Annotated in this window: 24 protein-coding genes and 4 tRNA genes; 23 read left to right on the top strand and 5 right to left on the bottom strand. The window is 49.4% G+C overall.

Going from position 1 to position 23,460, the window contains the following annotated elements:
* Together K7X24_RS18940 and K7X24_RS18935 are read left to right on the top strand one after the other, a co-directional pair.
* On the top strand, positions 1-881 hold an 881-nt coding region (locus tag K7X24_RS18940), incomplete at its 5' end, for a glycosyltransferase (RefSeq protein ID WP_224557326.1).
* Positions 882-1,015: 134 nt separating this feature from the next.
* Complete coding sequence (locus tag K7X24_RS18935) at positions 1,016-1,438, top strand: bacteriocin immunity protein (RefSeq protein ID WP_224557309.1); 423 nt, start codon at positions 1,016-1,018, stop codon at positions 1,436-1,438.
* 94 nt (positions 1,439-1,532) lie between these two features.
* On the opposite strand, the gene grxB is transcribed toward K7X24_RS18935, so the two are convergent.
* Positions 1,533-2,168: a glutaredoxin 2 gene (gene grxB, locus K7X24_RS18930; protein ID WP_224557291.1), complete on the bottom strand. Its 636-nt coding sequence runs from the start codon at positions 2,166-2,168 to the stop codon at positions 1,533-1,535.
* A gap of 215 nt (positions 2,169-2,383) precedes the next feature.
* Between grxB and K7X24_RS18925 the strand changes: the two genes are divergently transcribed.
* Both K7X24_RS18925 and K7X24_RS18920 read left to right on the top strand, forming a co-directional pair.
* Positions 2,384-3,265, top strand: coding sequence for a LysR family transcriptional regulator (locus tag K7X24_RS18925; protein WP_180746290.1), 882 nt, complete (start codon positions 2,384-2,386; stop codon positions 3,263-3,265).
* A gap of 115 nt (positions 3,266-3,380) precedes the next feature.
* Positions 3,381-4,577 carry an MFS transporter gene (locus K7X24_RS18920; RefSeq protein ID WP_224557287.1) on the top strand — a complete coding sequence of 399 codons (1,197 nt, stop codon included), beginning with the start codon at positions 3,381-3,383 and terminating at the stop codon, positions 4,575-4,577.
* Between the two features lie 266 nt (positions 4,578-4,843).
* On the opposite strand, the gene K7X24_RS18915 is transcribed toward K7X24_RS18920, so the two are convergent.
* The 3 genes from K7X24_RS18915 to K7X24_RS18905 form a co-directional block, all read right to left on the bottom strand.
* Positions 4,844-6,442 carry a sensor domain-containing diguanylate cyclase gene (locus tag K7X24_RS18915; protein WP_224557284.1) on the bottom strand — a complete coding sequence of 533 codons (1,599 nt, stop codon included), beginning with the start codon at positions 6,440-6,442 and terminating at the stop codon, positions 4,844-4,846.
* A 149-nt stretch (positions 6,443-6,591) separates the two neighbouring features.
* A complete protein-coding gene (locus K7X24_RS18910) occupies positions 6,592-7,266 on the bottom strand; it encodes a MarC family NAAT transporter (RefSeq protein ID WP_224557281.1) in 675 nt (224 codons plus the stop codon).
* A gap of 82 nt (positions 7,267-7,348) precedes the next feature.
* A complete protein-coding gene (locus K7X24_RS18905; RefSeq protein WP_224557262.1) occupies positions 7,349-7,837 on the bottom strand; it encodes an SRPBCC family protein in 489 nt (162 codons plus the stop codon).
* A 481-nt stretch (positions 7,838-8,318) separates the two neighbouring features.
* Here K7X24_RS18905 and K7X24_RS18900 point away from each other — a divergent pair, with 481 nt between their 5' ends.
* From K7X24_RS18900 to luxS, 14 genes are all read left to right on the top strand, one after another.
* Positions 8,319-8,654, top strand: a complete 336-nt coding sequence (locus K7X24_RS18900) for a hypothetical protein (protein WP_224557259.1) — start codon at positions 8,319-8,321, stop codon at positions 8,652-8,654.
* Between the two features lie 235 nt (positions 8,655-8,889).
* Entirely contained in the window at positions 8,890-9,384 is a 495-nt protein-coding gene (pncC, locus tag K7X24_RS18895; protein WP_224557256.1) for a nicotinamide-nucleotide amidase, read from the top strand.
* Between the two features lie 107 nt (positions 9,385-9,491).
* Positions 9,492-10,565, top strand: coding sequence for a recombinase RecA (gene recA / locus K7X24_RS18890; protein ID WP_103862885.1), 1,074 nt, complete (start codon positions 9,492-9,494; stop codon positions 10,563-10,565).
* A 45-nt stretch (positions 10,566-10,610) separates the two neighbouring features.
* On the top strand, positions 10,611-11,099 hold the full coding sequence (gene recX, locus K7X24_RS18885) for a recombination regulator RecX (protein ID WP_103862884.1): 489 nt from the start codon (positions 10,611-10,613) through the stop codon (positions 11,097-11,099).
* Positions 11,100-11,236: 137 nt separating this feature from the next.
* Entirely contained in the window at positions 11,237-13,864 is a 2,628-nt protein-coding gene (gene alaS / locus K7X24_RS18880; RefSeq protein WP_224557253.1) for an alanine--tRNA ligase, read from the top strand.
* A 324-nt stretch (positions 13,865-14,188) separates the two neighbouring features.
* Entirely contained in the window at positions 14,189-14,374 is a 186-nt protein-coding gene (gene csrA / locus K7X24_RS18875; protein WP_005972168.1) for a carbon storage regulator CsrA, read from the top strand.
* 294 nt (positions 14,375-14,668) lie between these two features.
* Positions 14,669-14,761: transfer RNA gene (locus K7X24_RS18870), tRNA-Ser, on the top strand.
* 8 nt (positions 14,762-14,769) lie between these two features.
* Positions 14,770-14,846 (top strand) — tRNA-Arg (locus K7X24_RS18865).
* Positions 14,847-14,917: 71 nt separating this feature from the next.
* Positions 14,918-14,994, top strand: a tRNA-Arg gene (locus K7X24_RS18860).
* Positions 14,995-15,046: 52 nt separating this feature from the next.
* A tRNA-Arg gene (locus K7X24_RS18855) sits at positions 15,047-15,123 on the top strand.
* A gap of 383 nt (positions 15,124-15,506) precedes the next feature.
* Positions 15,507-16,073: a fructose-1-phosphate/6-phosphogluconate phosphatase gene (yqaB, locus tag K7X24_RS18850; protein WP_010308368.1), complete on the top strand. Its 567-nt coding sequence runs from the start codon at positions 15,507-15,509 to the stop codon at positions 16,071-16,073.
* A complete protein-coding gene (locus tag K7X24_RS18845; RefSeq protein ID WP_010308364.1) occupies positions 16,070-16,498 on the top strand; it encodes a YqaA family protein in 429 nt (142 codons plus the stop codon). The genes yqaB and K7X24_RS18845 overlap by 4 nt, the downstream gene beginning before the upstream one ends.
* An 82-nt stretch (positions 16,499-16,580) precedes the next feature.
* Entirely contained in the window at positions 16,581-18,134 is a 1,554-nt protein-coding gene (gene gshA, locus K7X24_RS18840) for a glutamate--cysteine ligase (protein ID WP_039475869.1), read from the top strand.
* 152 nt (positions 18,135-18,286) lie between these two features.
* Complete coding sequence (gene luxS, locus K7X24_RS18835; protein WP_010286009.1) at positions 18,287-18,802, top strand: S-ribosylhomocysteine lyase; 516 nt, start codon at positions 18,287-18,289, stop codon at positions 18,800-18,802.
* Positions 18,803-18,871: 69 nt separating this feature from the next.
* Here luxS and K7X24_RS18830 read toward each other — a convergent pair whose 3' ends face one another.
* A complete protein-coding gene (locus tag K7X24_RS18830) occupies positions 18,872-19,666 on the bottom strand; it encodes an inner membrane protein YpjD (RefSeq protein ID WP_010286006.1) in 795 nt (264 codons plus the stop codon).
* Positions 19,667-19,835: 169 nt separating this feature from the next.
* Between K7X24_RS18830 and ffh the strand changes: the two genes are divergently transcribed.
* From ffh to rplS, 5 genes are all read left to right on the top strand, one after another.
* The gene (gene ffh, locus K7X24_RS18825) at positions 19,836-21,197 is read left to right on the top strand and encodes a signal recognition particle protein (protein WP_010308359.1); all 1,362 of its coding nucleotides are present in this window, start codon (positions 19,836-19,838) and stop codon (positions 21,195-21,197) included.
* 157 nt (positions 21,198-21,354) lie between these two features.
* Positions 21,355-21,603 carry a 30S ribosomal protein S16 gene (gene rpsP / locus K7X24_RS18820; RefSeq protein ID WP_010285998.1) on the top strand — a complete coding sequence of 83 codons (249 nt, stop codon included), beginning with the start codon at positions 21,355-21,357 and terminating at the stop codon, positions 21,601-21,603.
* An 18-nt stretch (positions 21,604-21,621) separates the two neighbouring features.
* Positions 21,622-22,170 (top strand): ribosome maturation factor RimM, encoded by a 549-nt coding sequence (gene rimM, locus K7X24_RS18815; RefSeq protein WP_102119000.1) that lies wholly within the window; start codon positions 21,622-21,624, stop codon positions 22,168-22,170.
* Between the two features lie 38 nt (positions 22,171-22,208).
* Positions 22,209-22,964 carry a tRNA (guanosine(37)-N1)-methyltransferase TrmD gene (trmD, locus tag K7X24_RS18810; RefSeq protein ID WP_039360953.1) on the top strand — a complete coding sequence of 252 codons (756 nt, stop codon included), beginning with the start codon at positions 22,209-22,211 and terminating at the stop codon, positions 22,962-22,964.
* A 63-nt stretch (positions 22,965-23,027) separates the two neighbouring features.
* Positions 23,028-23,375, top strand: a complete 348-nt coding sequence (rplS, locus tag K7X24_RS18805; RefSeq protein WP_039483928.1) for a 50S ribosomal protein L19 — start codon at positions 23,028-23,030, stop codon at positions 23,373-23,375.
* The last annotated feature ends 85 nt before the right edge of the window (positions 23,376-23,460 follow it).

Here is a 23,460-nt window from a genome sequence, read left to right as displayed (position 1 = left end):
ATCGCATTCCTCCCAAATTGCTGCCACCTGACCTAAGCCATGAACAACTGGTCGATGAAGAAACACGGGGATTGATGAGCGAGGTTCAGCACGCGTTTAATCATGCGATGGTGCAGTCGGGAGGAAAGCCTCTCGAACAGCCTTTTATGGATACGCTGATTGGCCGTTGCGATCGTTTCTTACAGTTATCCACCACTGAACTTGAGTATCAGCGTGATGATTTGCCACCAAGCGTGCGATTTATTGGGCCCTTATCCCACCACGCAGCAGCAGAACGTGTTCCGCAATGGTGGGCACCGGACGACAAGCGGCCACTGATTATCGTTTCACAAGGCACACTGGCGAATGTCGATCTCCAGCAGCTCATTGGGCCAGCGCTGCGCGCATTAGCTGACTTACCTGTCAGGGTGCTGGCGACCACCGGAGGGCGTTCGGTTGATTCGCTGCAAGCCTCCTTGCCTGAAAATGCCAGAGTGGTGAGCTTCCTCTCTTATGACGATTGGCTGCCAAGGGCGTCGATCGTCATCAGTAATGGCGGATATGGTTCGATTAATGCTGCGTTGAAAGATGGCGTTCCCTTAATTGTGGCCGGTGTTGGGGAAGATAAGCAGGAAGGTGCTGCGCGTGTGGTATTTGCCAAATGTGGGATTAACCTGCAAACCAGTACGCCGAGTGAACAGCAGATTAAGCAGTCTGTTATTGAGATCTTGGAGGATCCTGGTTATTTACAGCGTGCAAGATGGATTCAGGCAGATTATGCAAGCCATGATGCGCTTGCTCTGATTAAGGCCGAAGTGAATGCGCTATGCCTTCCAAATGAATGTCCACTAAAAGAGGGCGGTATAACATCAGGTAAGGATGTTTCTCTGCTTCGCGTTTAGCCATTATTTCATCGTAGTAACCTGCTGAAATCCGTCACGCGTTATGGGGTAAAAGCGTGCCCCATAACGCTATTGCGAATTGTGTTTTTAAAATAGAATCCGTACACGGATTTTCTATCGCAGGGTTGCAGTAAATGAAGCTATTGTTGGCCGTGATTTTTTCAGTATTGATGATTCCCCAGACCGGTTTTTCGGCAACACAAACGGATGCGCTGACGGTGCTGAAACATTTGGATGTGACCACTTTCCGCAGTTCTTTTGGGCCGAAGCATTTCCCCAAGGGGACGCTGCTGAAGGATACCGGTGATTATGTGTTTAGCCAGGAAAACGACTGGGCAGACGCAGCGCGAAAAGATGGTAGTTGGACGTATTCGCTACGCATTATCTCGGAAAATGAAAAGGAGATCATTGTCTGTTTCGTGGATGATGCTCACATTGGGAGTTACTTTTCAAGGAAGCCTTTCCTGATAAAGAAAACGAAAAATGCTCAGGCGTATTCCGTGATCGAGCCTGATCACGATGTAGAAGGATGTGAGCTCAATCCCAAGGATCAATAATCCTGATTTCGGTAAATGAACCACGTTATCCGAACGTTGCTAAAAATAAGGAGCCGCTATAAGCCGCTCCTTTGTTGTTTCTATTCTTGCTGTTCTACAGCGCCTTATCGGTCAGCAAGGCAACCTTGCTGGCTGTTGAGACACGCTCAAGGTAGGCGTGGACGTTAGGGCCAAACTGTACGCCTTTCACGATCGTGAGCGACAGTAAGATCGGGAACAGAATAAAATCGGTGGTGGAAATGGCGCTGACGTTTGCCAGACGTGGCTCCAGCGCCTTGAGTTTCTGCTCCACTTCCGCAATCAGTTCCGGCGTTTTTGCGAGCAGTGCATCCAGGTCACCGAAGGCTTTTTCTTCGCGCAGGATGTAGGCATGACGCGCCTCTGGCGTGGAAAGTTCTTTGAAATCGGCTTTTGTGAAGCGAGGGATCGCAAGGTTAAACACCGCGCTGGAAACAGATTTACACCAGGCTTCAATCTCAGTATCAACCGGTTTGTCGGCGATTAATGGTGCTTGCTTGCTGTCGACATAGTGGACGATATCCATGCTTTCCGGCATGAAGCTGCCATCTTCTTTTTGCAGGATCGGCACCACTTTGCGGCCCACCATACGCGTTGGCGTGTCGATGTCGCCTTCCATAATGACGGATTGCTCAACAGGCAGATCTTTCAGACCAAAAATCATTCTGGCTCTGACACAGAATGGGCAGTGTTCGTAAATGAAAAGTTTCATGCATCGCCTCGTAAGATTTTGAGAAAGGCAGCAAAAATTTGCTAGCCCTGCCATGACAAATCATGCCATCAGAGTAATACCTGATGCGGTCAGCGGTAAAGCGAATGTGCCTGAAGATGGCGATGGCAGGGAAAAGAAGGGTGCGGTGTGGATCCGCCTTATCCTCGCAGGATTCCTGTATGATGCAGTGCCCCCCCTTTTGCGGAAGAGAAATCATGGATCGCCTGAGCGCGCTGGAAACATTTATCTGCGTTTTTGAAACGGGGTCGTTTTCCGCTGCGTCTCGCAGGCTCGGTATTGGGCAGCCTGCGGTTTCCAAAGCGATTATGCAGCTTGAAAATCAGCTGGCAACGCCGCTGCTGCTCCGTTCTACCCGAGGGCTGACACCGACAGAAGCTGGGCAGAATTTTTATGAGCAAATCTCCCCCGCGTTAAAGGTACTGAGGGATGCCCAAGAGCATGTGGTTAGCGGGAGCGCTGCGCTGTCTGGGCGGCTACGCATCTGTGCGCCCGTCACCTTTGCCAGACTGCACATTATGCCGCGACTCTATGAATTCATGGCAGAACATCCGCAGCTGAATATTGATGTCATTCTGGACGATCGTCCGATCGATCTGATTGCTGAAGGAATTGATATAGCACTGCGTTTGGGGGAAATGAAGGATTCAAGCCTGATCGCCCAGCGGTTGGCCTCGTGTTCCATGCGCCTCTTAGCGACACCCGATTATTTTGCCGTTCATGGCATGCCTGCTTCTCCTGATGCGCTGGCTGCGCATCCTGCCGTCATTTATTTGCAGGGAGAGAGAACCGATCGCTGGATTTTTTCTCGGGATGGAACACAGACCACAGTATTCCCCAATGGGCGTATCCGTGTTTCTGCGGCGGAAGGCGTGCGCGCTGCGGTGCTATCCGGCGTAGGGCTGGCCGTCGCTTCCGAATGGATGTTTGCACCAGAACTGGAGAGCGGACAGGCCGTCACCGCGCTGGATTCATGGTCGCTGGGTAAGATGGACCTGTGGGCTGTCTATCCCGGAGGCCGCATGACATCAGCTCGCGCTAGAATTTTTACCGATTTCGTTCAGCGTCTTTTCTCCTGATTCATTCCTACTCAGAATAGCTGATATCCATTTTACCTCTCTACTGGGAATGAGTACGACGTCTTATGCTCTGTTCATTGCTTGCCGATTTCCGGCAGGAAACACACAGACAGGTATGATGATGAGCATATTATCCAGTGAAGCCGATGTCAGAACGCAGCAGGTTCCCGGCAAAATATTGATTTTCTCGATGGCCGCAGCCAGCGGTATTTCTGTTGCCAATATCTATTACAACCAACCGATGCTAGGCGTGATCGGCGAAAGTTTTACGTCAAGCGGGGTGGTTTCTCTGATCCCAACCGTGACGCAGTTGGGCTACGCCTTGGGACTGCTACTGCTGGTTCCGCTCGGTGATAAGTTCGATCGGCGTCGGCTGATCGTGTGGCAATTTTTGCTGCTGGCGTTGGCCTCTGCGTTTGCTGCGTTGTCGACATCGGCTTTTGCCTTGTTAAGTGCCTCGTTGCTTATTGGCCTTGGTGCCACCGCCGCACAGCAGATTGTTCCGGCTGCGGCGGCACTTGCCGATGCGAAGCTGCGCGGCGCGATTGTCGGAACGGTGATGAGTGGATTGCTCAGTGGCATCCTGCTTAGCCGTACGATTGCGGGCCTGGTGGCGGAAAGCGCAGGCTGGCGGGAGATGTTCTGGCTGAGCGTGCCGCTGGCGCTGGCGGGCGCGTGGGCAATGGGAAGAATGTTACCAGCTTCACTATCGAATCAAACCGTTCGTTACCGTGAACTGATGCGTTCACTGGTAACGCTATGGCAGGGGGAGCGTGCATTGCGTAAAGCCACACTGATTCAGGCGCTGCTGTTTGCATCGTTCAGCGCGTTCTGGAGCGTGCTTGCTCTGTATCTGGAAAGTGGACGCTTTCACATGGGCGCTGCCGCCGCGGGTCTGTTCGGTGTGATTGGTGTCGTGGGCATTTTTGCGGCTCCACTAGCGGGAAGACTGGCCGATAGAGCCGGCAGTCGCCCGGTTGTGATTGCCGGATCGCTGTTAACGCTGCTCTCATGGGGAATATTCATTGGTTTCGATTCCATCATTGGCCTGATTATCGGCGTTGTCCTGCTCGATCTCGGCGTGCAAAGTGCGTTAATTGCCAATCAACATGTGATTTATGGACTCGGTGAAGCCGCCAGAGGCCGGATCAATACCGTATTCATGGGCGGCATGTTTCTGGGGGGCGCGGCGGGGTCTTCGGTTGCGATGGCCGCATGGCATCATGGGGGATGGTTGATGGTTGGGGGGCTTGCCAGCGTTCTGGCCATCGTGGCGCTGCTGGCTGCGATGATGAAACCCCAAAAAGCCTAATTGCGATCGGGGAAAGCAGGTTGAAATAGCCAGATATGGTGGCTAGGAAATCTCGCCAATGTTGTTTTACAACCGGTAGATTAACCTTACTTGCCGATGACAATACTATACATTTGGCTTGCTATAGTCCTTACATCCCTTGTCAGTACCTCACATCTCTGTGAGTGTTGTGTAGTTAACCATCCCTGTCATTAGAATGACCTTACCCGCCTCGTGCGGGTTTTTTTTGCCTGGTTTTCAGCGAGCTGGATTGGTGCTGAGTGTGCTTATTCTGTCTCGCTCTTGATTGAACTGTCGGGAACGGTTTTGGTAACGACTCGGTTTCTGCCTTCATGCTTAGCCTGATAAAGGGCATCATCCGCGATTTTCAAAACGCTATCGATCTGCTCCTCTCCCGGAATAAAACAGGTGACGCCTAATGAAATTGTGATGTTTTCAGGAATGGGCAGCGGCATTTTTTCGACTTTTTTACGCAGCCGTTCGGCAATTTCGGCGGCTTGCTCTATGTCCGTATCGGGCAAGAGCGCGAGGAACTCCTCCCCTCCGGTACGGCCGATCAGATCGGATTCGCGTGAACCCTGTTTTATGTTTTTAGCCAGTATCCTGATGACATCGTCGCCAACATTGTGCCCATAGGTATCATTCACGTGTTTGAAGTGGTCGATATCAATCACGATAGCGGCAACCTGATGACTCTTCGACAGAATGAGTTCGATGTTTTCATAGATACCACGGCGGTTGAGTAACCCGGTGAGCGGATCGGTGTGGGCTTGCAAACTCAGTTTGCCAATTCGTTTGTGTAGCAGCAGAGTACCGAAAAGAATGACGCGTTTTAGCTGGTCAACCTCAAAATACCAGGAGGGGACTTTCTTAATTTTTTCAATGACATCGGGTTCCTCCATTTTACTGGCAGAAACGGCCAGTAAGCGCAGAGGGTTGGCAATAGAGAAAGCGAGTAGGGTGAGAGCAATAAGCGTTAATATCATCACTGGCGCACCTTCATATAAGACGGATCGCATCACGCTGTCGAGCAAATCGATAACGGTTTGAGAAGGGTGTAAGGTAATGATGATCCAGCCGGATGAATTGACCGTATCGAAACCCGCCAGAGACGGCATGCCCTGCATATCGGGCATGGCGGCGGTGCCACTCTTCTTGTTCTGAAATACCGCTTTGATTCTTTCGTCGCTGACGGGCTTGCCGACCCATTGTTTATCCTGATGATAGAGAACAATCCCGCTTTTATCGATAACGTAAACGCTGGAGTAATCGTTATAGAAATGGGTATTCATGAATTCGTTTAAGACGCTTTTGCTTTTTAAATAAATCGTCCCGCCGATGTAACCGAGATAATTTCCTTGTTTATCTTTTATGGGGGAGGAAACCAATACGAGTAGATTCCCTGTCATGGAGACATAAGGCTGGCTGATTAACGGCTTTTGTTCCTCCAACGCCAGCTTACTGGCCTCTGAAGTCAGTGTATTTCCTTTCAGGTTCAGCGAGGTTGGGTAAACCGCTTGTATCTTATTCTGGGTATCCGCAACGAAAATAGAATTAAAACTTTGGCTCATGCGGTATGTCTGTTCACTTTTCTCCAGTAGCGCAGCATCGTCACTAAAACTCTCAGCGACTGATGCCGCGCTGTAAGCCAACTCCTTCTGTGCCGAAGACAAAAAGCTTTCTGTGGTAGCCGCTAATTTGGACGAATAGTTAAGGTTTGAACTCAGTATCTGATCGGTAATGAGCTTCTTCTGTACGTTATAAACGGCAACATAAGCGTTAGTCAGCGTAATGATCATGCTGACAATGGCGAGGGATAAAATGAGTGAACGTAAATTGATTGAGAACCGTTTTCTTATTTTCATGGTGGCCGCACCTACTTTCCGCTAGGTAAGCAAAAAATTAATCTTTATTGTTGTTATGTAACACAGGCTGAACATCTCTTACGGCCGTTAAATAAATCCCGCTATTCAAAGTTATAGACGCTAATTGGGCTATCTGGCAACGTTTCAACTTAAGGGAGAGAATGCACGATCTCCAGTGTACCGTTTATGATGAACTGCACGCCCATGCAAACCAGCAGGAATCCCATCAGCCGTGAAATGGCTTCAATGCCGCTTTTCCCGATCAGACGCATAATCAGGCCAGAACTTTTCAGGCTGAGCCAGACGATCAAGCTGATCAACATAAACGTGAGTACAGGGGCAACGTTAATCACCCATGGCGTGATGTCGACGCCGCTCTTGATTTGTGAGGCAGAACTGATGATGAGGGCAATGGTTCCTGGCCCTGCGGTGCTTGGCATCGCCAGTGGAACGAAGGCGATATTGACGTCATTGGCAGAGATACTGTCGTTAATTTCTTCTTTTTTGCTTTTGACTTCAGGTGCATGTTCTGGCTTTTGCTGAGGAAAGAGCATGCGAAAACCGATAAATGCCACGATAAGTCCACCAGCAATGCGCAATCCAGGAATGGAAATTCCGAAGGTATTCATCACGATCTGACCCGCATAGTACGCGACGGTCATAATGATGAAGACGTAAAGCGAGGCTTGAAAGATCTGACGATTTCGTTCCCCTTGGCTCATGTTGCCGGACATCGCTAAAAATACCGCTACCGTTGTCAGTGGGTTCGCGAGTGGTAGGATTAACACCAGACCAAGACCAATGGTTTGAATCAATTCCAGCATTCTACGTTCCTTTTAGTGGGGTGTTTTCGTCAGTTCAGAAAAACGGTCAATGATGACCTGTTGCTATGGTGTCTGATGCGGCTTACGCCAGCTCATCCTCAGCTAATTTTTTGAAACGATAGAGCGTTTTCGTCAGCATATCGCGAGAAAACATATCAAACATTTGGCCGATCTTTTTCCCAATCACCCCCCCCGGTGGATTGTAGCGAATCGTCAGTGTTACGGTTGTACCCGCTTCCGATGTGGCAGCTTGAAAAGAAAGCCGGCCTTCATTGGGAACCCGAGCCCCTTCCAGCGAACGCCAGTGGATATACTCCCCCAGTTTTTCATCAATAATACGAGCCTGCCATTCAATGAGCGCGCCAATCGGTGTGTTAATCCGCCAGTTAGAATCGGTATAGTTCAGTATCTCGATACTGGCGAAATGGCCCATCAGGATCGGCAACGTTTCCGGTTTGCGCCAGAGATCAAACAAGCGTTCCGCTGGGCGATTGATCGTAATGCTGCTGCTGATTTCATTGGCATAGCTGCCGTTTTTCGCTGCTGTTCTTCTTAAGAAAGAGGGAAACACCCGTCATCCTCCCTAATGGATTATTACCCCTTTATGGGCATGTGCACGCCATTCTGACCGATCTCGACCAACGAAGCAAAGCGGAGACGGTGGCGATAGTGTTGGTGCTGGCTATCACAGCAATCGTCAGGATTTTTCCACGCCTAATGTTGCGTTAATGTTCGTTCGGTACTGTAAGTATCAGACAGAAGCCGAATGATGTGCCGCAAAACACCAGGGTTTTTACATAACGATAATAGCAGTACCCCGCCCACTATTTTTAGTGGGCTTTTTTTATTTATCTTTCCCTGTCTAGATATTTTATTTCCATGTGAATTGATATTTATCAATTTATCGCTAATGGGTTTATACCTATTAAGATGTAAAAGATGTTTACCCCTATATTCTGGCTTGTAAATAGCACATTGATTGTGAGGTGATTATACTTTATAAATATGTCGTGATACGTTTATAGCTAGCTTTTATGCTGGTAGGAATAAATATGAGTAACCCATTTGTTGCTAAGTGGAGTCGCAATGGCAACCTACTTTGCCACGGCCACTGGTTGATATCTTATAAAGAAAAAGAGTTCACGTTACCGGAAAAATATAAAGAAAATCATATGGGAACGATAGGGATTTACTCTATCATCGATCCTGATGATGAAATGTACCGCGACGGGTTAGATGAGGATGATTGGATTCTGGAAAATATCGACTGGCTGGCCGATAGCTTTGAAGAAAATAATATCCCTATCGAAGAGTGCTATTTTAGATATTTCTTTCAGGCTATAAATAAGCAGGACTGGCGATGCACCAGTTGCGCTGGCTGTATGTAAATTGTCCCATCACTATTAATGACTCTTATTCCCTCTGTATCCCTGCCGACCGACAATCTATTAGGGTAGTGCTATTTTCTCTCTGACTATTCGGCGGCGTTTTATTCGCTCTTCTTCGGTTTTCATCCCTTTTTCATCTTCTTTGCTATGCGCTTCGCATACCGTGCAGCGGGACGTCTTTTTCGGGGAAAAGTGTTACCCTGACCCAACAATCCTTGATTAAGATGAGGCAGCAATGACGGAAGCTGACATTCTGCGGTTAAGTGCTTTGGTGGGTGAAAAACTGAAGGCGCGTGGTGCCACGTTGACGTGTGCAGAATCCTGCACCGGAGGCTGGTTGGCTAAGTCTATTACCGATATCGCAGGTAGTTCTGGCTGGTTTGACTACGGCTTTGTGACATACAGCAATCTGGCCAAGCAGCGTCTGGTGAATGTGAACGCAGAAACACTGGAACGGCATGGCGCGGTGAGTGAAGCCGTCGTCAATGAGATGGCTGCAGGGGCTTTACAGGCCGCCGATGCCGATTTTTCCATATCGGTAAGCGGCGTCGCCGGGCCAGACGGGGGGACCGAAGAGAAGCCTGTCGGCACGGTGTGGTTTGGCTTCACAGACAAACAGGGTGAGGCATTGGCCCGGACAATGCGGTTCAGCGGAGACAGAAACGCGGTGCGTCTGCAATCGGTCCATTTTGCGCTGCAAACGTTGCTCGACACGTTTCTGAAAAAATAACCTTGATGCTGTATGCGCATACAGTATAATGTCAGTAATTATTCGGCAATTCATGATTAAGCAGCCGCGTAGAGACAGCAGCGCTACGCCGCATGACAGGAGCAGAAATGGCTATTGATGAGAACAAACAAAAGGCACTTGCGGCAGCACTGGGCCAAATCGAAAAGCAATTTGGTAAAGGTTCTATCATGCGGTTGGGCGAGGATCGCTCAATGGATGTTGAAACCATTTCTACAGGCTCTTTGTCTCTTGATATCGCTCTGGGCGCCGGTGGTTTACCGATGGGGCGTATCGTTGAGATTTATGGCCCGGAATCTTCTGGTAAAACAACGCTGACCTTACAGGTTATTGCTGCCGCTCAGCGCGAAGGCAAAACGTGTGCGTTTATCGATGCTGAGCATGCGCTGGACCCGATTTATGCGAAAAAGCTTGGCGTAGATATCGATAACTTGCTGTGTTCTCAGCCGGATACCGGCGAGCAAGCGTTGGAGATCTGTGATGCACTAACGCGCTCTGGCGCTGTTGACGTTATCATCGTCGACTCCGTTGCAGCATTGACGCCGAAAGCCGAAATTGAAGGTGAAATCGGTGACTCCCACATGGGGCTGGCTGCACGTATGATGAGCCAGGCTATGCGTAAACTGGCGGGTAACCTGAAGCAAGCCAATACGCTGCTGATCTTCATTAACCAGATTCGTATGAAGATCGGTGTGATGTTCGGTAACCCTGAAACCACTACCGGTGGTAACGCACTGAAGTTTTACGCCTCTGTTCGTCTGGATATTCGTCGTACTGGCGCTATCAAGGAAGGCGAAGAAGTTGTCGGCAGCGAAACCCGCGTGAAAGTGGTGAAGAATAAAGTAGCAGCACCGTTTAAACAGGCTGAATTCCAAATTCTGTACGGCGAAGGCATCAATATCCACGGTGAGCTGGTTGACCTGGGTGTGAAACACAAGCTGATCGAAAAAGCCGGTGCCTGGTATAGCTACAACGGCGATAAGATCGGTCAGGGTAAAGCCAATGCCTGCAATTTCCTGAAAGAGAACCCGACGATTGCCGCTGAACTGGATAAGAAATTGCGTGAAATGCTGCTGCATAAAGGCAATGAACTGACGCCTGCCGCTGCCAGTAATAGCCGTGACGAAGATGAATTCGCTGGTGAAGGCAATGAAGAGTTTTAATGGTGGCTGAATTATCGCCGACAGAGCACTTCAGCGGGTAGATGGATGAATAAACCATTACGCTATGCGATGAATGTGCTTTCTGTTCGCGATTATAGTGAAACCGAAATACGCCGCAAATGTGCGGCGTATTTATATAAGTCAGAAAGCGCAAAAGCAGAAGATGAAGCAAATGAAGCCACAGCTGCTGCAGAAGATGTGGAAGCGGCTATTGCGTACTGCAAGGAACATGGTTGGCTGGATGACGAGCGCTATGCTCGCCGCTATATCAGCAGCCGGAGCCGCAAAGGCTATGGTGCCCAGCGGATCAAAATGGAGCTAAGCCAGAAAGGAATCGATAAAACAACGTTAGCCGCAGCATTAAACGAGAGTGATATCGATTGGTGTGCGCTGGCGAAATCGGTTGTGGAACGAAAATTCGGGCATCCTCTGTCCGATGAATGGAAAGACAAAGTCAAACATCAGCGATATCTGCTCTATCGTGGCTTCTTTCATGAAGAAATCCAGTCAATTTATACGAATTTTTCAGATTGAACGCACACGGGATTTTACTTCCCATCGAAGAAAATTTATCTTATTCCCACTTTTTGTTCGTGAGTTGCTCGGTAACGTCAGTATGCTGGACTAACCTTGCCCGCGATCTGTTCTTCTAGCTTGATTCCAGGACAATTATGAGCAAGAGCACCGCTGAGATCCGTCAAGCGTTTCTCGATTTTTTCCACAGTAAGGGACACCAGGTTGTTGATAGCAGCTCTCTGGTGCCGAACAACGATCCGACATTGTTATTCACCAATGCGGGTATGAACCAGTTCAAAGATGTGTTCCTCGGTCTGGATAAACGTAACTATGTCCGAGCGACGACCTCGCAGCGCTGCGTACGTGCCGGTGGTAAACATAATGACCTGGAAAATGTAGGTTATACCGCACGCCACCACACCTTCTTTGAAATGCTGGGTAACTTCAGCTTCGGTGACTACTTCAAACATGATGCGATTCGCTATGCGTGGGAATTGCTGACGTCTCCTCAGTGGTTCAATCTGCCGAAAGAAAAACTGTGGGTAACGGTATACGCAACAGATGATGAAGCCTACGACATTTGGGCTGATGAAGTTGGCGTACCGCGCGAAAGAATTATTCGTATTGGTGATAACAAAGGCGGACCTTACGCCTCTGATAATTTCTGGCAGATGGGCGAAACGGGGCCGTGTGGTCCATGTACCGAGATTTTCTACGATCACGGTGAGCACATCGCAGGTGGCCCGCCGGGAAGCCCTGATGAAGATGGCGATCGCTATATCGAAATCTGGAACCTGGTGTTCATGCAGTTCAACCGTCAGGTTGACGGCACAATGTTGCCACTGCCAAAACCTTCCGTCGATACTGGCATGGGGTTAGAGCGCGTTTCTGCTGTCTTGCAGCACGTCAATTCAAACTATGACATTGATTTGTTCAAAACGCTGATTGATGCAGTAGCGAAAGCCGTCGGAACGACGGATTTAACCAATAAATCGCTGCGTGTTATCGCCGACCATATCCGCTCTTGTGCGTTCCTGATTGCCGATGGCGTGATGCCATCTAATGAAAACCGTGGTTATGTTCTGCGCCGTATTATCCGCCGCGCTGCGCGCCACGGTAATATGCTGGGCGCTACGGATGCTTTCTTCTACAAACTGGTTGCGCCGCTGATTCACGTCATGGGGCCAGCAGCTGAAGAATTGAAAAAACAGCAGTCTGTGGTTGAGCAAGCGCTGAAGACGGAAGAAGAGCAGTTTGCCCGCACGCTGGAACGCGGCTTGTCTCTGCTGGACGAAGAAATTAAAAACCTGAAAGGGGATACTCTTGATGGTGAAACGGCCTTCCGCCTGTATGACACCTATGGTTTCCCTGTCGACCTCACTGCCGATGTGTGCCGCGAGCGCGGCCTGAAAGTCGATGAAGAAGGTTTTGAAGCTGCGATGACGGCTCAGCGCCAGCGCGCACGCGAAGCCAGCGGATTTGGCGTAGATTACAACAGCCTCATCCGTGTAGATGAAAACACACCGTTCTGCGGCTATGAAAAAACGCAGCAGCAAGCGAAGGTTATTGCGATTTATCACAATGGAAACGCGGTTGATCAGATTGCGGCAGGTGATGAAGCGGTTGTGATTCTGAACGAAACGCCATTCTATGGTGAATCCGGTGGTCAGGTTGGTGACCAGGGTGAACTGAAAAATGCGGGTGTTAGCTTTACCGTTCAGGATACCCAGAAATACGGTCAGGCAATCGGCCACGTCGGTAAACTGACTCAGGGTACGCTGCGTGTTAACGACAGTGTCGATGCAAACGTTGATAGCCAACGCCGCGATCGCATTCGTCTGAACCACTCTGCGACGCACCTGCTACATGCCGCGCTGCGTCAGGTTCTGGGCGATCACGTCGCGCAGAAAGGCTCTCTGGTTAACGATAGCTATCTGCGTTTTGACTTCTCACATACGGAAGCGATGAAATCTGAGCAGATTCGTCAGGTTGAAGATATCGTTAACGCGCAAATCCGCCGTAACCTTACCGTGCAAACGGATGTCATGGCGCTGGATGATGCGAGAGCGAAGGGCGCAATGGCGCTGTTCGGCGAGAAGTACGACGACCATGTCCGTGTTCTGACGATGGGTGATTTCTCCATTGAACTGTGTGGCGGCACGCACGCAAGTCGTACCGGTGATATTGGCCTGTTCCAGATCATTTCTGAATCAGGCACTGCTGCCGGCGTGCGTCGTATTGAAGCGACCACGGGTGAGAATGCGCTGTCTGCGCTGCACCGCCAAAGTGATGTTTTGCAAGACATCGCGCAACTGCTTAAAGGAGATAGTCACAACCTGACGGATAAGGTACGCTCTGTTCTGGATCGTGCCCGCGCGTTGGAGAAAGAGCTTCAGCAGTTGAAGGCTCAGCAAGCGGCGCAGGAAAGCTCGTCGCTGTCTGGCAAAGCAAAAGAGGTTAACGGTGTGAAGTTGCTGGTCACGCAACTGGACAACGTGGATCCTAAGCTGCTGCGCACGATGGTTGACGACCTGAAGAATCAGCTTGGATCTGCTGTTATCGTTCTCGGAACGGCGGCAGAAGGCCGGGTTAGCTTGATTTCTGGTGTAACGAAAGATCTGACTGACCGTGTAAAAGCCGGTGAACTGATTGGGTTTGTTGCCCAGCAGGTTGGCGGTAAAGGCGGTGGTCGCCCAGATATGGCTCAGGCTGGTGGTTCAGACGTGTCAGCACTGCCTGCTGCGCTGGCAAGCGTTGAATCTTGGGTTGCTGCTAAGCTGTAAAACGACGGATAACGTTTTATTCGCGTTATCCGACAAAACGCCATAACTTTCTGGTTGTGGCGTTTTTGTCTGCGGAAAAGGATCCGGCAAGCAGGATAGAAAGTGTGTTACCTTCAGATATTCTGAAGCTTTACATGCTCAGTTCTGTTGTTGTGATAACAAAAGCACAAGCTACTGATATCGACTAAACTAACAAGTAGTGACAAACCGGAGTGTGATGGTGTGGTTATACCATCGTCTAGGTTTACGTTTTCACAGCACATGATGGATAATGGCGGGGAGACAGAGAGACCCGACTCTTTATAATCTTTCAAGGAGCAAAGAATGCTTATTTTGACTCGTCGAGTTGGCGAAACCCTCATGATCGGCGATGAGGTAACGGTTACCGTATTAGGAGTGAAAGGCAACCAGGTGCGTATTGGTGTTAATGCACCTAAAGAGGTTTCTGTCCACCGTGAAGAGATCTATCAGCGTATTCAGGCCGAAAAATCTCAACCAACGTCATATTGATTGACAATGCGTCTCGTGTTCGCGGGACGCACTTGTTATTTCCCGCTTTTCCCCCACACATTTATCGATATATCCATTTTTACTGTGCGCTTCCTTTGGCAAGGTAACCGCCTGTTTTTCTGTCGATAAAATAGACTTTTTGTTGTGAAAGTGCGCGTCTTGGATGCGAATTGTTCAAACGAACACAAGGTGGGAAAAATTGTTTGACTTATAAGTCTGGGAAAGTAATATGTGCGCCACGCAGTACCGGTGAGCACTAACAAGAAGTTCTTAGTAGCGAATCAGGTAATGTAAGGTGAGGTGGCCGAGAGGCTGAAGGCGCTCCCCTGCTAAGGGAGTATGCGGTCAAAAGCTGCATCGAGGGTTCGAATCCCTCCCTCACCGCCATTTAATATGCATCCGTAGCTCAGCTGGATAGAGTACTCGGCTACGAACCGAGCGGTCGGAGGTTCGAATCCTCCCGGATGCACCATTAAATACTGTCTTTGCAAGGCAAGTAGTATTAGTGAAAGCAAGTTTTGTCGCAGATGAAGAATTATCAATGCATCCGTAGCTCAGCTGGATAGAGTACTCGGCTACGAACCGAGCGGTCGGAGGTTCGAATCCTCCCGGATGCACCATTCTTAAGTATCTCGTTTAATTGCTCACCCCATTATTTCTGCACCACACTCTGCATCCGTAGCTCAGCTGGATAGAGTACTCGGCTACGAACCGAGCGGTCGGAGGTTCGAATCCTCCCGGATGCACCACATTTTGATGTAAATAAAACTCTTACCTTAGTTAATCGATAAGCGTAGAGTAATCTTGTTTTAGCAACGTCCTGAAGTACTAAGCAAGCCAGATAATTTTCTCCGATGCCCCATTTCTGTTTTAGCAACCGCTCTCTACCCTATTTTCGCGCTCTGGTGGCACAGCCTTCTGTTCTGCTGATATCAGAATGATATTTTTCTCATTACTCCGTGTATTAATTCTTGCCTCTCTCTTGCTTATATTGATATTGAGCCGACGAATAAATGAAGGCTGCCTACTCCTATGGAGGTAATAACCTGTTTTTTATAAGGTTATTGAATAAGCGACAACGTTTTCACTTTACGATAAAGTAAGCTCTCTTTTCAGTGATCATGGAGTCATGATGTACGATCGCTATCACGGGCTGATCTTTGATATGGATGGCACCCTGCTTGATACCGAACCGACGCACCATAAAGCGTGGGATCAGGTTCTTGCCCGATATGGTATGAGATATGATGCCAGTGCCATGACCGCATTGAACGGCTCGCCCACCTGGCGTATTGCACAGCGTATTATCGACAGTCATCAAGCTGATATTGATGCTCACCAACTCGCGGCGGAAAAAACCGCTGTGGTTGAGGAGATGCTGCTGGATACCGTAAAACCACTGCCGCTGATTGATGTTGTTAAGCACTATCGCGGACGGCGTCCGATGGCAGTTGGCACAGGTAGCACGCATGGCATGGCTGATAGATTGCTAACGCATTTAGGGCTGCATGATTATTTTGATGCAATCGTTGGGGCTGATGATGTTATGCAGCATAAGCCTTTCCCCGATACCTTTCTGCGTTGCGCTACATTGATTTCTGTCGCACCAGAACACTGTATCGTGTTTGAAGATGCTGACTACGGCATTGAAGCCGCTAAACGCGCTAACATGGCCGTGGTTGACGTCCGTACATTGTGAGTGAATTCTGGGCTGTTTTTTCTCTTTTCTGGAGTAGCCTGCTCAGTGCAACACTGTTGCCTGGCAGTTCGGAAGTGCTGCTGGTAACGTTATTACTTGCTGACAGCGCAAAACCCTATCTGTTGATTGCTGTGGCAACGGTAGGAAATACGCTGGGCGGGTTAACAAATATTTTTATAGGGCGCTTACTCCCTCAGCCAAAACAACAAGCTGGGTATTCGGTGGCCATGCGCTGGTTACAGCGCTATGGCTGCGCTGCGTTGTTATTTAGCTGGGTGCCGGTAGTAGGCGATTTATTGTGCGTGTTAGCGGGTTGGCTACGCATGCCCTGGATGCAATCGGCGGTTTTCATCGGTATTGGAAAAGCGCTGCGGTATATCGTATTGGCAGGTATAACGTTGCAGGGGATGGCGTGGTGGTCTTAACCAGATTGCAATGCGAACTGGTGAGTGCTGCTGAGTTTCAATTATGCTTACAACCATTACATTTTAACAACGGGAGGTCGATTTGATCCCGGACATTTCAGAAGCACTTTCTTGGCTGGAAAAACACCCACTGGCAGTGAAGGGTATTCAGCGTGGAATTGAACGCGAAACATTGCGCGTAACGGCAAATGGACATCTTGCTACAACAGGGCACCCAGAAATATTGGGCTCGGCGTTGGCACACCCGTGGATCACGACAGACTTTGCTGAAGCGCTGTTGGAGTTCATTACGCCAGTCGACAAAGATGTCGATCACCTGCTGACGTTTCTGCGCGATATTCATCGTCACGTTTCCCGTAATCTGGGTGATGAGCGGATGTGGCCATTGAGCATGCCGTGCTTTATCGACAGCGAGCAAAATATCGAGCTGGCGCAGTATGGCTCATCAAATGTTGGGCGCTTCAAAACGCTTTATCGTGAAGGGCTGAAAAACCGCTATGGCGCGTTGATGCAGACTATTTCCGGCGTGCATTATAACTTCTCTCTTCCGCTGTCATTCTGGCAGGCGCGAGAGGGGGTCGCTGATGCAGAAAGCGGAAAAAAAGCCATTTCTGCGGGATACTTCAGGCTGATCCGCAACTATTACCGCTTTGGCTGGGTGATCCCTTATCTGTTCGGTGCTTCTCCGGCGATCTGTTCTTCTTTCCTAAAAGGGCGGGAAACCGCACTGCCGTTTGAGCGTACGGAAAAAGGCATGCTTTATCTGCCTTATGCAACCTCTCTACGGCTTAGTGACCTAGGCTACACCAATAAATCACAGAGTAATCTGGGAATTACGTTTAACGATCTTGATACTTATGTCGCCGCATTAAAGCGCGCGATAAAAACGCCGTCTGAGGAATATGCCCAGGTTGGTATGAAGAAGGATGGTCGTTATCTACAATTGAATACGAACGTCTTGCAGATTGAGAATGAGCTCTATGCGCCGATTCGTCCGAAACGTGTGACGCGTGCGGGTGAAACGCCATCTGATGCGTTGCTGCGTGGCGGAATTGAATATATCGAAGTGCGCTCACTGGATATCAACCCGTTCTCTCCGACAGGAGTGAGTGAAAGTCAGGTGCGTTTCCTGGATTTATTCCTGATCTGGTGTGCGCTGGCAGATGCACCGGAAATGAGCGCGGATGAGCTACTGTGTACGCGTAAAAACTGGAACCGAGTGATTCTGGAAGGGCGTAAACCTGGGCAAACGGTGGGGATGCGGTGTGAAACCATCCAGCAGCCGATTGCTGAGGTGGGGAAATCTCTGTTTGCGGATTTACGTCGCGTTGCAGAAGTGCTGGACGCTGAAAACAATCAACCGCACTATCAGCAGGTATGTGATGAACTGCTTGTTGGTTTTGACGATCCAGAAACGACGTTCTCTGGTCGACTATTAACGTTGATGAAGCAAGAAGGCAATGGTAGCGTGGGGCTGAATTTAGCGGAAGAATACCGCAAAATGCTCAGCAGTGAGCCGCTGCAGGTGTTGACGGAAGAACAATTGGCTGCTGCGAGTGAGAACTCCTGGCAGCGTCAACGTCAGATTGAGTCTGAAGATACGATGAGTTTTGACGACTATCTGGCGACGCATTAAAAAGAAAAGGCCACAGAAACTGTGGCCAAATAAACATCTCTAATAGGGATGATGATAATAAATGCGCGTCTTTCAGTAAGTCAGACTCGCATAAAAAGGAAAAGTTCTCGGAAACGAGAAAAAATGAATTTTTTCTATGAGGAGGTGGCATTATGCCGTTACTAGACAGCTTTACCGTTGACCATACCCGTATGGCCGCACCCGCAGTTCGGGTCGCTAAAACCATGAAAACCCCTCATGGCGACAATATCACTGTATTTGATCTGCGCTTCTGCCGTCCGAACATCGAAGTCATGCCAGAGCGCGGTATCCATACGCTAGAGCACCTGTTTGCTGGCTTTATGCGCGATCATTTAAACGGTGATGGCGTTGAAATTATCGACATTTCTCCGATGGGATGCCGTACCGGTTTCTACATGAGCCTGATTGGTACGCCGGACGAGCAACGCGTTGCTGATTCCTGGAAAGCGGCGATGGCGGACGTTCTGAAAGTGACTGACCAGCGTAAAATTCCTGAGCTGAACGAATTCCAGTGTGGCACCTACGAGATGCATTCGCTGAAGGAAGCGCAGGAAATTGCTCAACACATCGTGGATCACGATATTGGTATCAACCAAAATGACGATCTGGCGCTGCCGAAAGATAAACTGGCCGAGCTACATATCTAGCTTGTTGGATAGGCACAGATAAAAAAGAGAGCCGAACGTTGGCTCTCTTTTTTTGTGCTTGTGAATGTGTCAGACCGCGAGGAAGTGCTGTATAACCCGGCTGCCGAAGTAGGACAGCGTCAGCATCAGTGCGCCGATCAGGCTGAACCAGACGACGCGCCGTCCCCGCCATCCTTCATGGTAATGTCCCCAGAGCAGCAGAATATAGATGAACCAGGCAAACAGGGAGAATACGGCCTTGTGCAGATTCTCTTTGTTATCGATCAGGTCATCCATATAAAACAAACCAGTACAGAGTGTCAGCGTGAGCAGGATGACGCCAATCTGCGTGATGTGGAACATCTTACGTTCAATGCCCATCAGCGGCGGCATGTCAGCGGCAAATCCCAGCTTTTTATTCTTGAGCAGATAATCAAGCCAGGCGAGTTGAAGCGCATAAAGGGCTGCAATTAACAGCGTTGCATAGGAGAAAAGGGCCAGGCCGATATGGATCATCAAGCCCGGTGACGCTTCCAGATGCGTAATAAATTCACTCGGCATGAAGCTGGCGAACGCCAGATTGATCAGCGCAAAGGTGTAGACGATAGGAAGAATAAACCAGCCGCGATCGCGCGTGGCGACAAACGTCATCACCGTACAGATGATGAGGCTGACCAGTGAACCGATATTCAGCAAGCTAAGGTTTTGGCCGACCTGAACATCGAAAATGCGTTGATAGAGCGCCACCGCATGACAAATTAGCGCAGCGCTGGCCGAGAGTATTGCCAGCCGACGATATGCACTGTTCTTGCGCAGCAGACTGGGGATAATCAGTCCGAGGCTGAGTGTGTAGGCGACAAGCGCCACAATAGCGAAAACAGACATACAAATAGGTTATTAAATATCAACTAGGTAAAATAGAGAATCAGTATAGCGTTAGTCGTCGTGGGCACCAACAGTTCTCCATCAGCAGCGCTGAGATCGTTGCCGCTTTTGTGTATAATCTCTTCCATTCGTGTCGCGCTGGCGGCCTGTCTTACGTTGAGCATGAGATATGTTTGAAAATTTAACCGATCGACTCTCGCGCACATTGCGCAATATCAGCGGCCGCGGGCGGTTGACTGAAGAAAACATCAAAGAAACGCTGCGTGAAGTGCGTATGGCATTGTTGGAAGCCGACGTCGCGTTACCCGTGGTGCGTGATTTTATCAATCGTGTAAAAGAGCGTGCTGTTGGGCATGAGGTCAACAAAAGCCTGACGCCGGGCCAAGAGTTCGTCAAGATTGTTAAGAATGAACTCGTCAGCGCAATGGGTGAAATTAACGCCGAGCTGAATCTTGCCGCACAGCCGCCTGCGGTTGTTCTGATGGCCGGTCTGCAAGGTGCGGGTAAAACGACCAGCGTGGGCAAGCTGGGTAAATTCCTGCGCGAAAAGCATAAGAAAAAAGTGCTGGTGGTTTCAGCTGACGTTTATCGCCCTGCGGCGATTAAACAGTTGGAAACATTGGCAGAGCAGGTGGGGGTCGATTTCTTCCCGTCAGACGTGCAGGAAAAGCCGCTTGCTATCGTACAACGTGCGTTACAGCACGCTAAGCTGAAGTTCTACGATGTCTTGTTAGTCGATACCGCGGGTCGTCTCCACGTTGACGATGCGATGATGGACGAAATCAAGCAGGTTCACGCGGCGATTAAGCCAGTTGAAACGCTGTTTGTGGTTGATGCCATGACGGGGCAGGATGCGGCGAATACGGCGAAAGCCTTTAATGAAGCGCTGCCGCTGACCGGTGTGATCCTCACCAAAATTGATGGTGACGCTCGCGGCGGTGCGGCGTTGTCTATCCGCCATATTACTGGCAAGCCAATTAAATTCCTCGGTGTCGGCGAAAAAACCGAAGCGTTGGAGCCGTTCTACCCTGAGCGTGTTGCCTCGCGAATTCTCGGTATGGGCGATGTGCTTTCACTGATTGAAGATATTGAAAGCAAGGTCGATCGTACACAGGCAGAAAAGCTTGCCAATAAGTTGAAGAAGGGCGATGGGTTTGATTTGACCGATTTCCTGGATCAGCTCAAGCAGATGCGCAATATGGGCGGCATGGCAAGCATGATGAGCAAGATGCCGGGCATGGGCCAACTGCCTGATAATGTTAAGTCACAAATGGATGACAAGGTGCTGGTGCGTATGGAGGCGATCATTAATTCGATGACGCGTCAGGAGCGTGCCAAACCTGAGATTATTAAAGGATCGCGTAAACGTCGTATCGCGCAGGGTTCTGGTATGCAGGTACAGGACGTGAACCGTCTTCTGAAACAGTTCGATGATATGCAACGAATGATGAAGAAGATGAAAAACGGCGGTCTGGCGAAAATGATGCGCGGTATGAAAGGGATGATGCCACCTGGATTCCCGGGGCGTTAATCACCGAAATCGATGGTGTAGAGAAACTCTTGGCGTGATTATACGCTTTAGATTGCTTTTTGCGCCAAAATGAGTAAAATTTTCGGGCTTTTTATATGACATACTGGGCTCCGTTCCTCGATGGGGCCCGGTTGTTTTATTCACTAAAGAGGATGTTATGGTAACAATTCGTTTGGCACGTGGCGGCGCTAAAAAACGCCCCTTCTATCAAGTAGTCGTGACCGATAGCCGCAATGCGCGTGATGGTCGTTTCATCGAGCGCGTAGGTTTCTTCAACCCAATCGCATCTGGTCAAGCAGAAGCCCTGCGTCTGGATCTGGACCGTATCGAGCATTGGCTTGGTCTGGGTGCAACTGTGTCTGATCGCGTATCTTCGCTGATCAAAGACGCTAAAAAAGCAGCATAACCTGTTGCGGTGGTGATAATGAGCAATCAACTCAGCCCAAAAGCTCCCGTTAACCCGATTGTGATGGGGAAGATAGGATCGGCATATGGCATTCGAGGTTGGCTCAGAGTGTTTTCATCCACCGAAGATGCCGAGAGCATTTTTGATTATCAACCTTGGTTCATCCAGAGTAAAAGCGGTTGGCAGCTTGTCGAGATTGAAGGCTGGAAGTATCACAATCAGGATCTGATCATCAAAGTGAAAGGTGCTGATGACCGTGATGCGGCTAATTTACTGACCAATTGTGAAATTGTCGTAGATTCGTCACAACTGCCCGATCTGGGCGAAGGTGATTATTACTGGAAGGATCTTATTGGCTGTCAGGTCGTGACCGTAGCTGGTTACGAGTTAGGTAAAATCATCGATATGATGGAAACCGGCTCGAACGATGTGATGGTAATAAAGGCCAACCTGAAAGATGCCTTCGGAGTCAAGGAACGGCTGGTTCCGTTCCTCACCGAACAGGTTGTTAAGCGCGTCGACCTTTCTGCTCAAACTGTTGAAGTAGATTGGGATCCTGGTTTTTGAACTCTGAATCGATCAGTAGTACCCAGCGGAACGAGACTATGTGGATTGGGGTGATTAGCCTATTTCCAGAGATGTTCCGTGCGATTACTGATTACGGAGTCACTGGCCGGGCAGTTAAAAATGGCCTGCTGAACGTACAGTATTGGAGTCCTCGCGATTTCACTTACGATCGGCATCGCACCGTGGACGATCGGCCTTATGGCGGCGGCCCCGGAATGCTGATGATGGTACAACCTTTACGGGATGCGATCCACGCAGCAAAAGCAGCGGCAGGCGAAGGCGTGAAAGTGATTTATTTATCACCTCAGGGCCGTAAATTAGATCAGCAAGGCGTACATCAACTCGCTACGAACCAGAAGATGATTCTGGTCTGTGGACGGTACGAAGGGATTGATGAGCGTGTAATTAAAACCGAAATCGATGAAGAATGGTCGATCGGCGATTACGTACTCAGCGGTGGGGAACTGCCAGCGATGACCCTGATTGACTCAGTTGCCCGCTTTATACCGGGCGTTCTGGGACATCAGGCTTCAGCAGAAGAAGATTCTTTTGCCGATGGATTGCTGGACTGTCCTCATTTCACTCGCCCTGAAATACTGGAAGGCATGGACGTTCCGGCAGTGTTACTGTCTGGCAACCATGCGGAAATACGTCGCTGGCGATTGAAGCAGTCGCTGGGCCGAACCTGGCTTAGAAGACCTGAACTTCTGAAAAGCCTAGCTCTGACTGACGAGCAAACAAGGTTGCTGGCTGAATTCCAACGTGAATATCAGTCTGAGCAACAAGAGTATTAGGTGGTTACGCCGGTTTGACCTGGCGAACCCAACTATCAGTTTACCTAGGGTAAGAGACATATTATGAGCAACATTATTAAGCAAATCGAAGACGAACAAATGAAGCAGGACGTACCTGCATTTCGTCCGGGTGATTCCGTAGAAGTGAAGGTATGGGTTGTTGAAGGTAGCAAAAAACGTCTGCAGGCATTCGAGGGCGTGGTTATCGCTATTCGTAACCGCGGTCTGCATTCTGCATTCACTGTTCGCAAAATTTCTAACGGCGAAGGCGTGGAGCGTGTATTCCAGACTCACTCTCCTGTTATTGACAGCATTACTGTTAAACGTCGTGGTGCCGTGCGTAAAGCCAAACTGTACTACCTGCGTGAGCGTACTGGTAAGTCTGCTCGTATCAAAGAGCGTCTTAACTAAGATAGCGCTTTCGCAACATCCGAAAGTTGTTATTTTTCAAATGCCTAGCAGGTTTGCTAGGCTTTTTTTTGTCTTGATGTCCACA

Origin of the sequence: Pectobacterium versatile, assembly GCF_020166435.1 — a bacterium.
In the GTDB taxonomy this organism is placed as follows: Bacteria; Pseudomonadota; Gammaproteobacteria; order Enterobacterales; family Enterobacteriaceae; genus Pectobacterium; species Pectobacterium versatile.
The sequence above is the reverse complement of the archived record's forward strand: the minus strand, read 5'-3'. Positions and strand labels throughout refer to the sequence as shown.

Coding starts and splice junctions, on each gene's coding strand:
- K7X24_RS18935 (WP_224557309.1), top strand. CDS start 1,016: ATGAAGCTATTGTTGGCCGTGATTTTTTCAGTATTGATGATTCCCCAG.
- grxB (WP_224557291.1), bottom strand. CDS start 2,168: ATGAAACTTTTCATTTACGAACACTGCCCATTCTGTGTCAGAGCCAGA.
- K7X24_RS18925 (WP_180746290.1), top strand. CDS start 2,384: ATGGATCGCCTGAGCGCGCTGGAAACATTTATCTGCGTTTTTGAAACG.
- K7X24_RS18920 (WP_224557287.1), top strand. CDS start 3,381: ATGATGATGAGCATATTATCCAGTGAAGCCGATGTCAGAACGCAGCAG.
- K7X24_RS18915 (WP_224557284.1), bottom strand. CDS start 6,442: ATGAAAATAAGAAAACGGTTCTCAATCAATTTACGTTCACTCATTTTA.
- K7X24_RS18910 (WP_224557281.1), bottom strand. CDS start 7,266: ATGCTGGAATTGATTCAAACCATTGGTCTTGGTCTGGTGTTAATCCTA.
- K7X24_RS18900 (WP_224557259.1), top strand. CDS start 8,319: ATGAGTAACCCATTTGTTGCTAAGTGGAGTCGCAATGGCAACCTACTT.
- pncC (WP_224557256.1), top strand. CDS start 8,890: ATGACGGAAGCTGACATTCTGCGGTTAAGTGCTTTGGTGGGTGAAAAA.
- recA (WP_103862885.1), top strand. CDS start 9,492: ATGGCTATTGATGAGAACAAACAAAAGGCACTTGCGGCAGCACTGGGC.
- recX (WP_103862884.1), top strand. CDS start 10,611: ATGAATAAACCATTACGCTATGCGATGAATGTGCTTTCTGTTCGCGAT.
- alaS (WP_224557253.1), top strand. CDS start 11,237: ATGAGCAAGAGCACCGCTGAGATCCGTCAAGCGTTTCTCGATTTTTTC.
- csrA (WP_005972168.1), top strand. CDS start 14,189: ATGCTTATTTTGACTCGTCGAGTTGGCGAAACCCTCATGATCGGCGAT.
- yqaB (WP_010308368.1), top strand. CDS start 15,507: ATGTACGATCGCTATCACGGGCTGATCTTTGATATGGATGGCACCCTG.
- luxS (WP_010286009.1), top strand. CDS start 18,287: ATGCCGTTACTAGACAGCTTTACCGTTGACCATACCCGTATGGCCGCA.
- K7X24_RS18830 (WP_010286006.1), bottom strand. CDS start 19,666: ATGTCTGTTTTCGCTATTGTGGCGCTTGTCGCCTACACACTCAGCCTC.
- ffh (WP_010308359.1), top strand. CDS start 19,836: ATGTTTGAAAATTTAACCGATCGACTCTCGCGCACATTGCGCAATATC.
- rpsP (WP_010285998.1), top strand. CDS start 21,355: ATGGTAACAATTCGTTTGGCACGTGGCGGCGCTAAAAAACGCCCCTTC.
- rimM (WP_102119000.1), top strand. CDS start 21,622: ATGAGCAATCAACTCAGCCCAAAAGCTCCCGTTAACCCGATTGTGATG.
- trmD (WP_039360953.1), top strand. CDS start 22,209: ATGTGGATTGGGGTGATTAGCCTATTTCCAGAGATGTTCCGTGCGATT.
- rplS (WP_039483928.1), top strand. CDS start 23,028: ATGAGCAACATTATTAAGCAAATCGAAGACGAACAAATGAAGCAGGAC.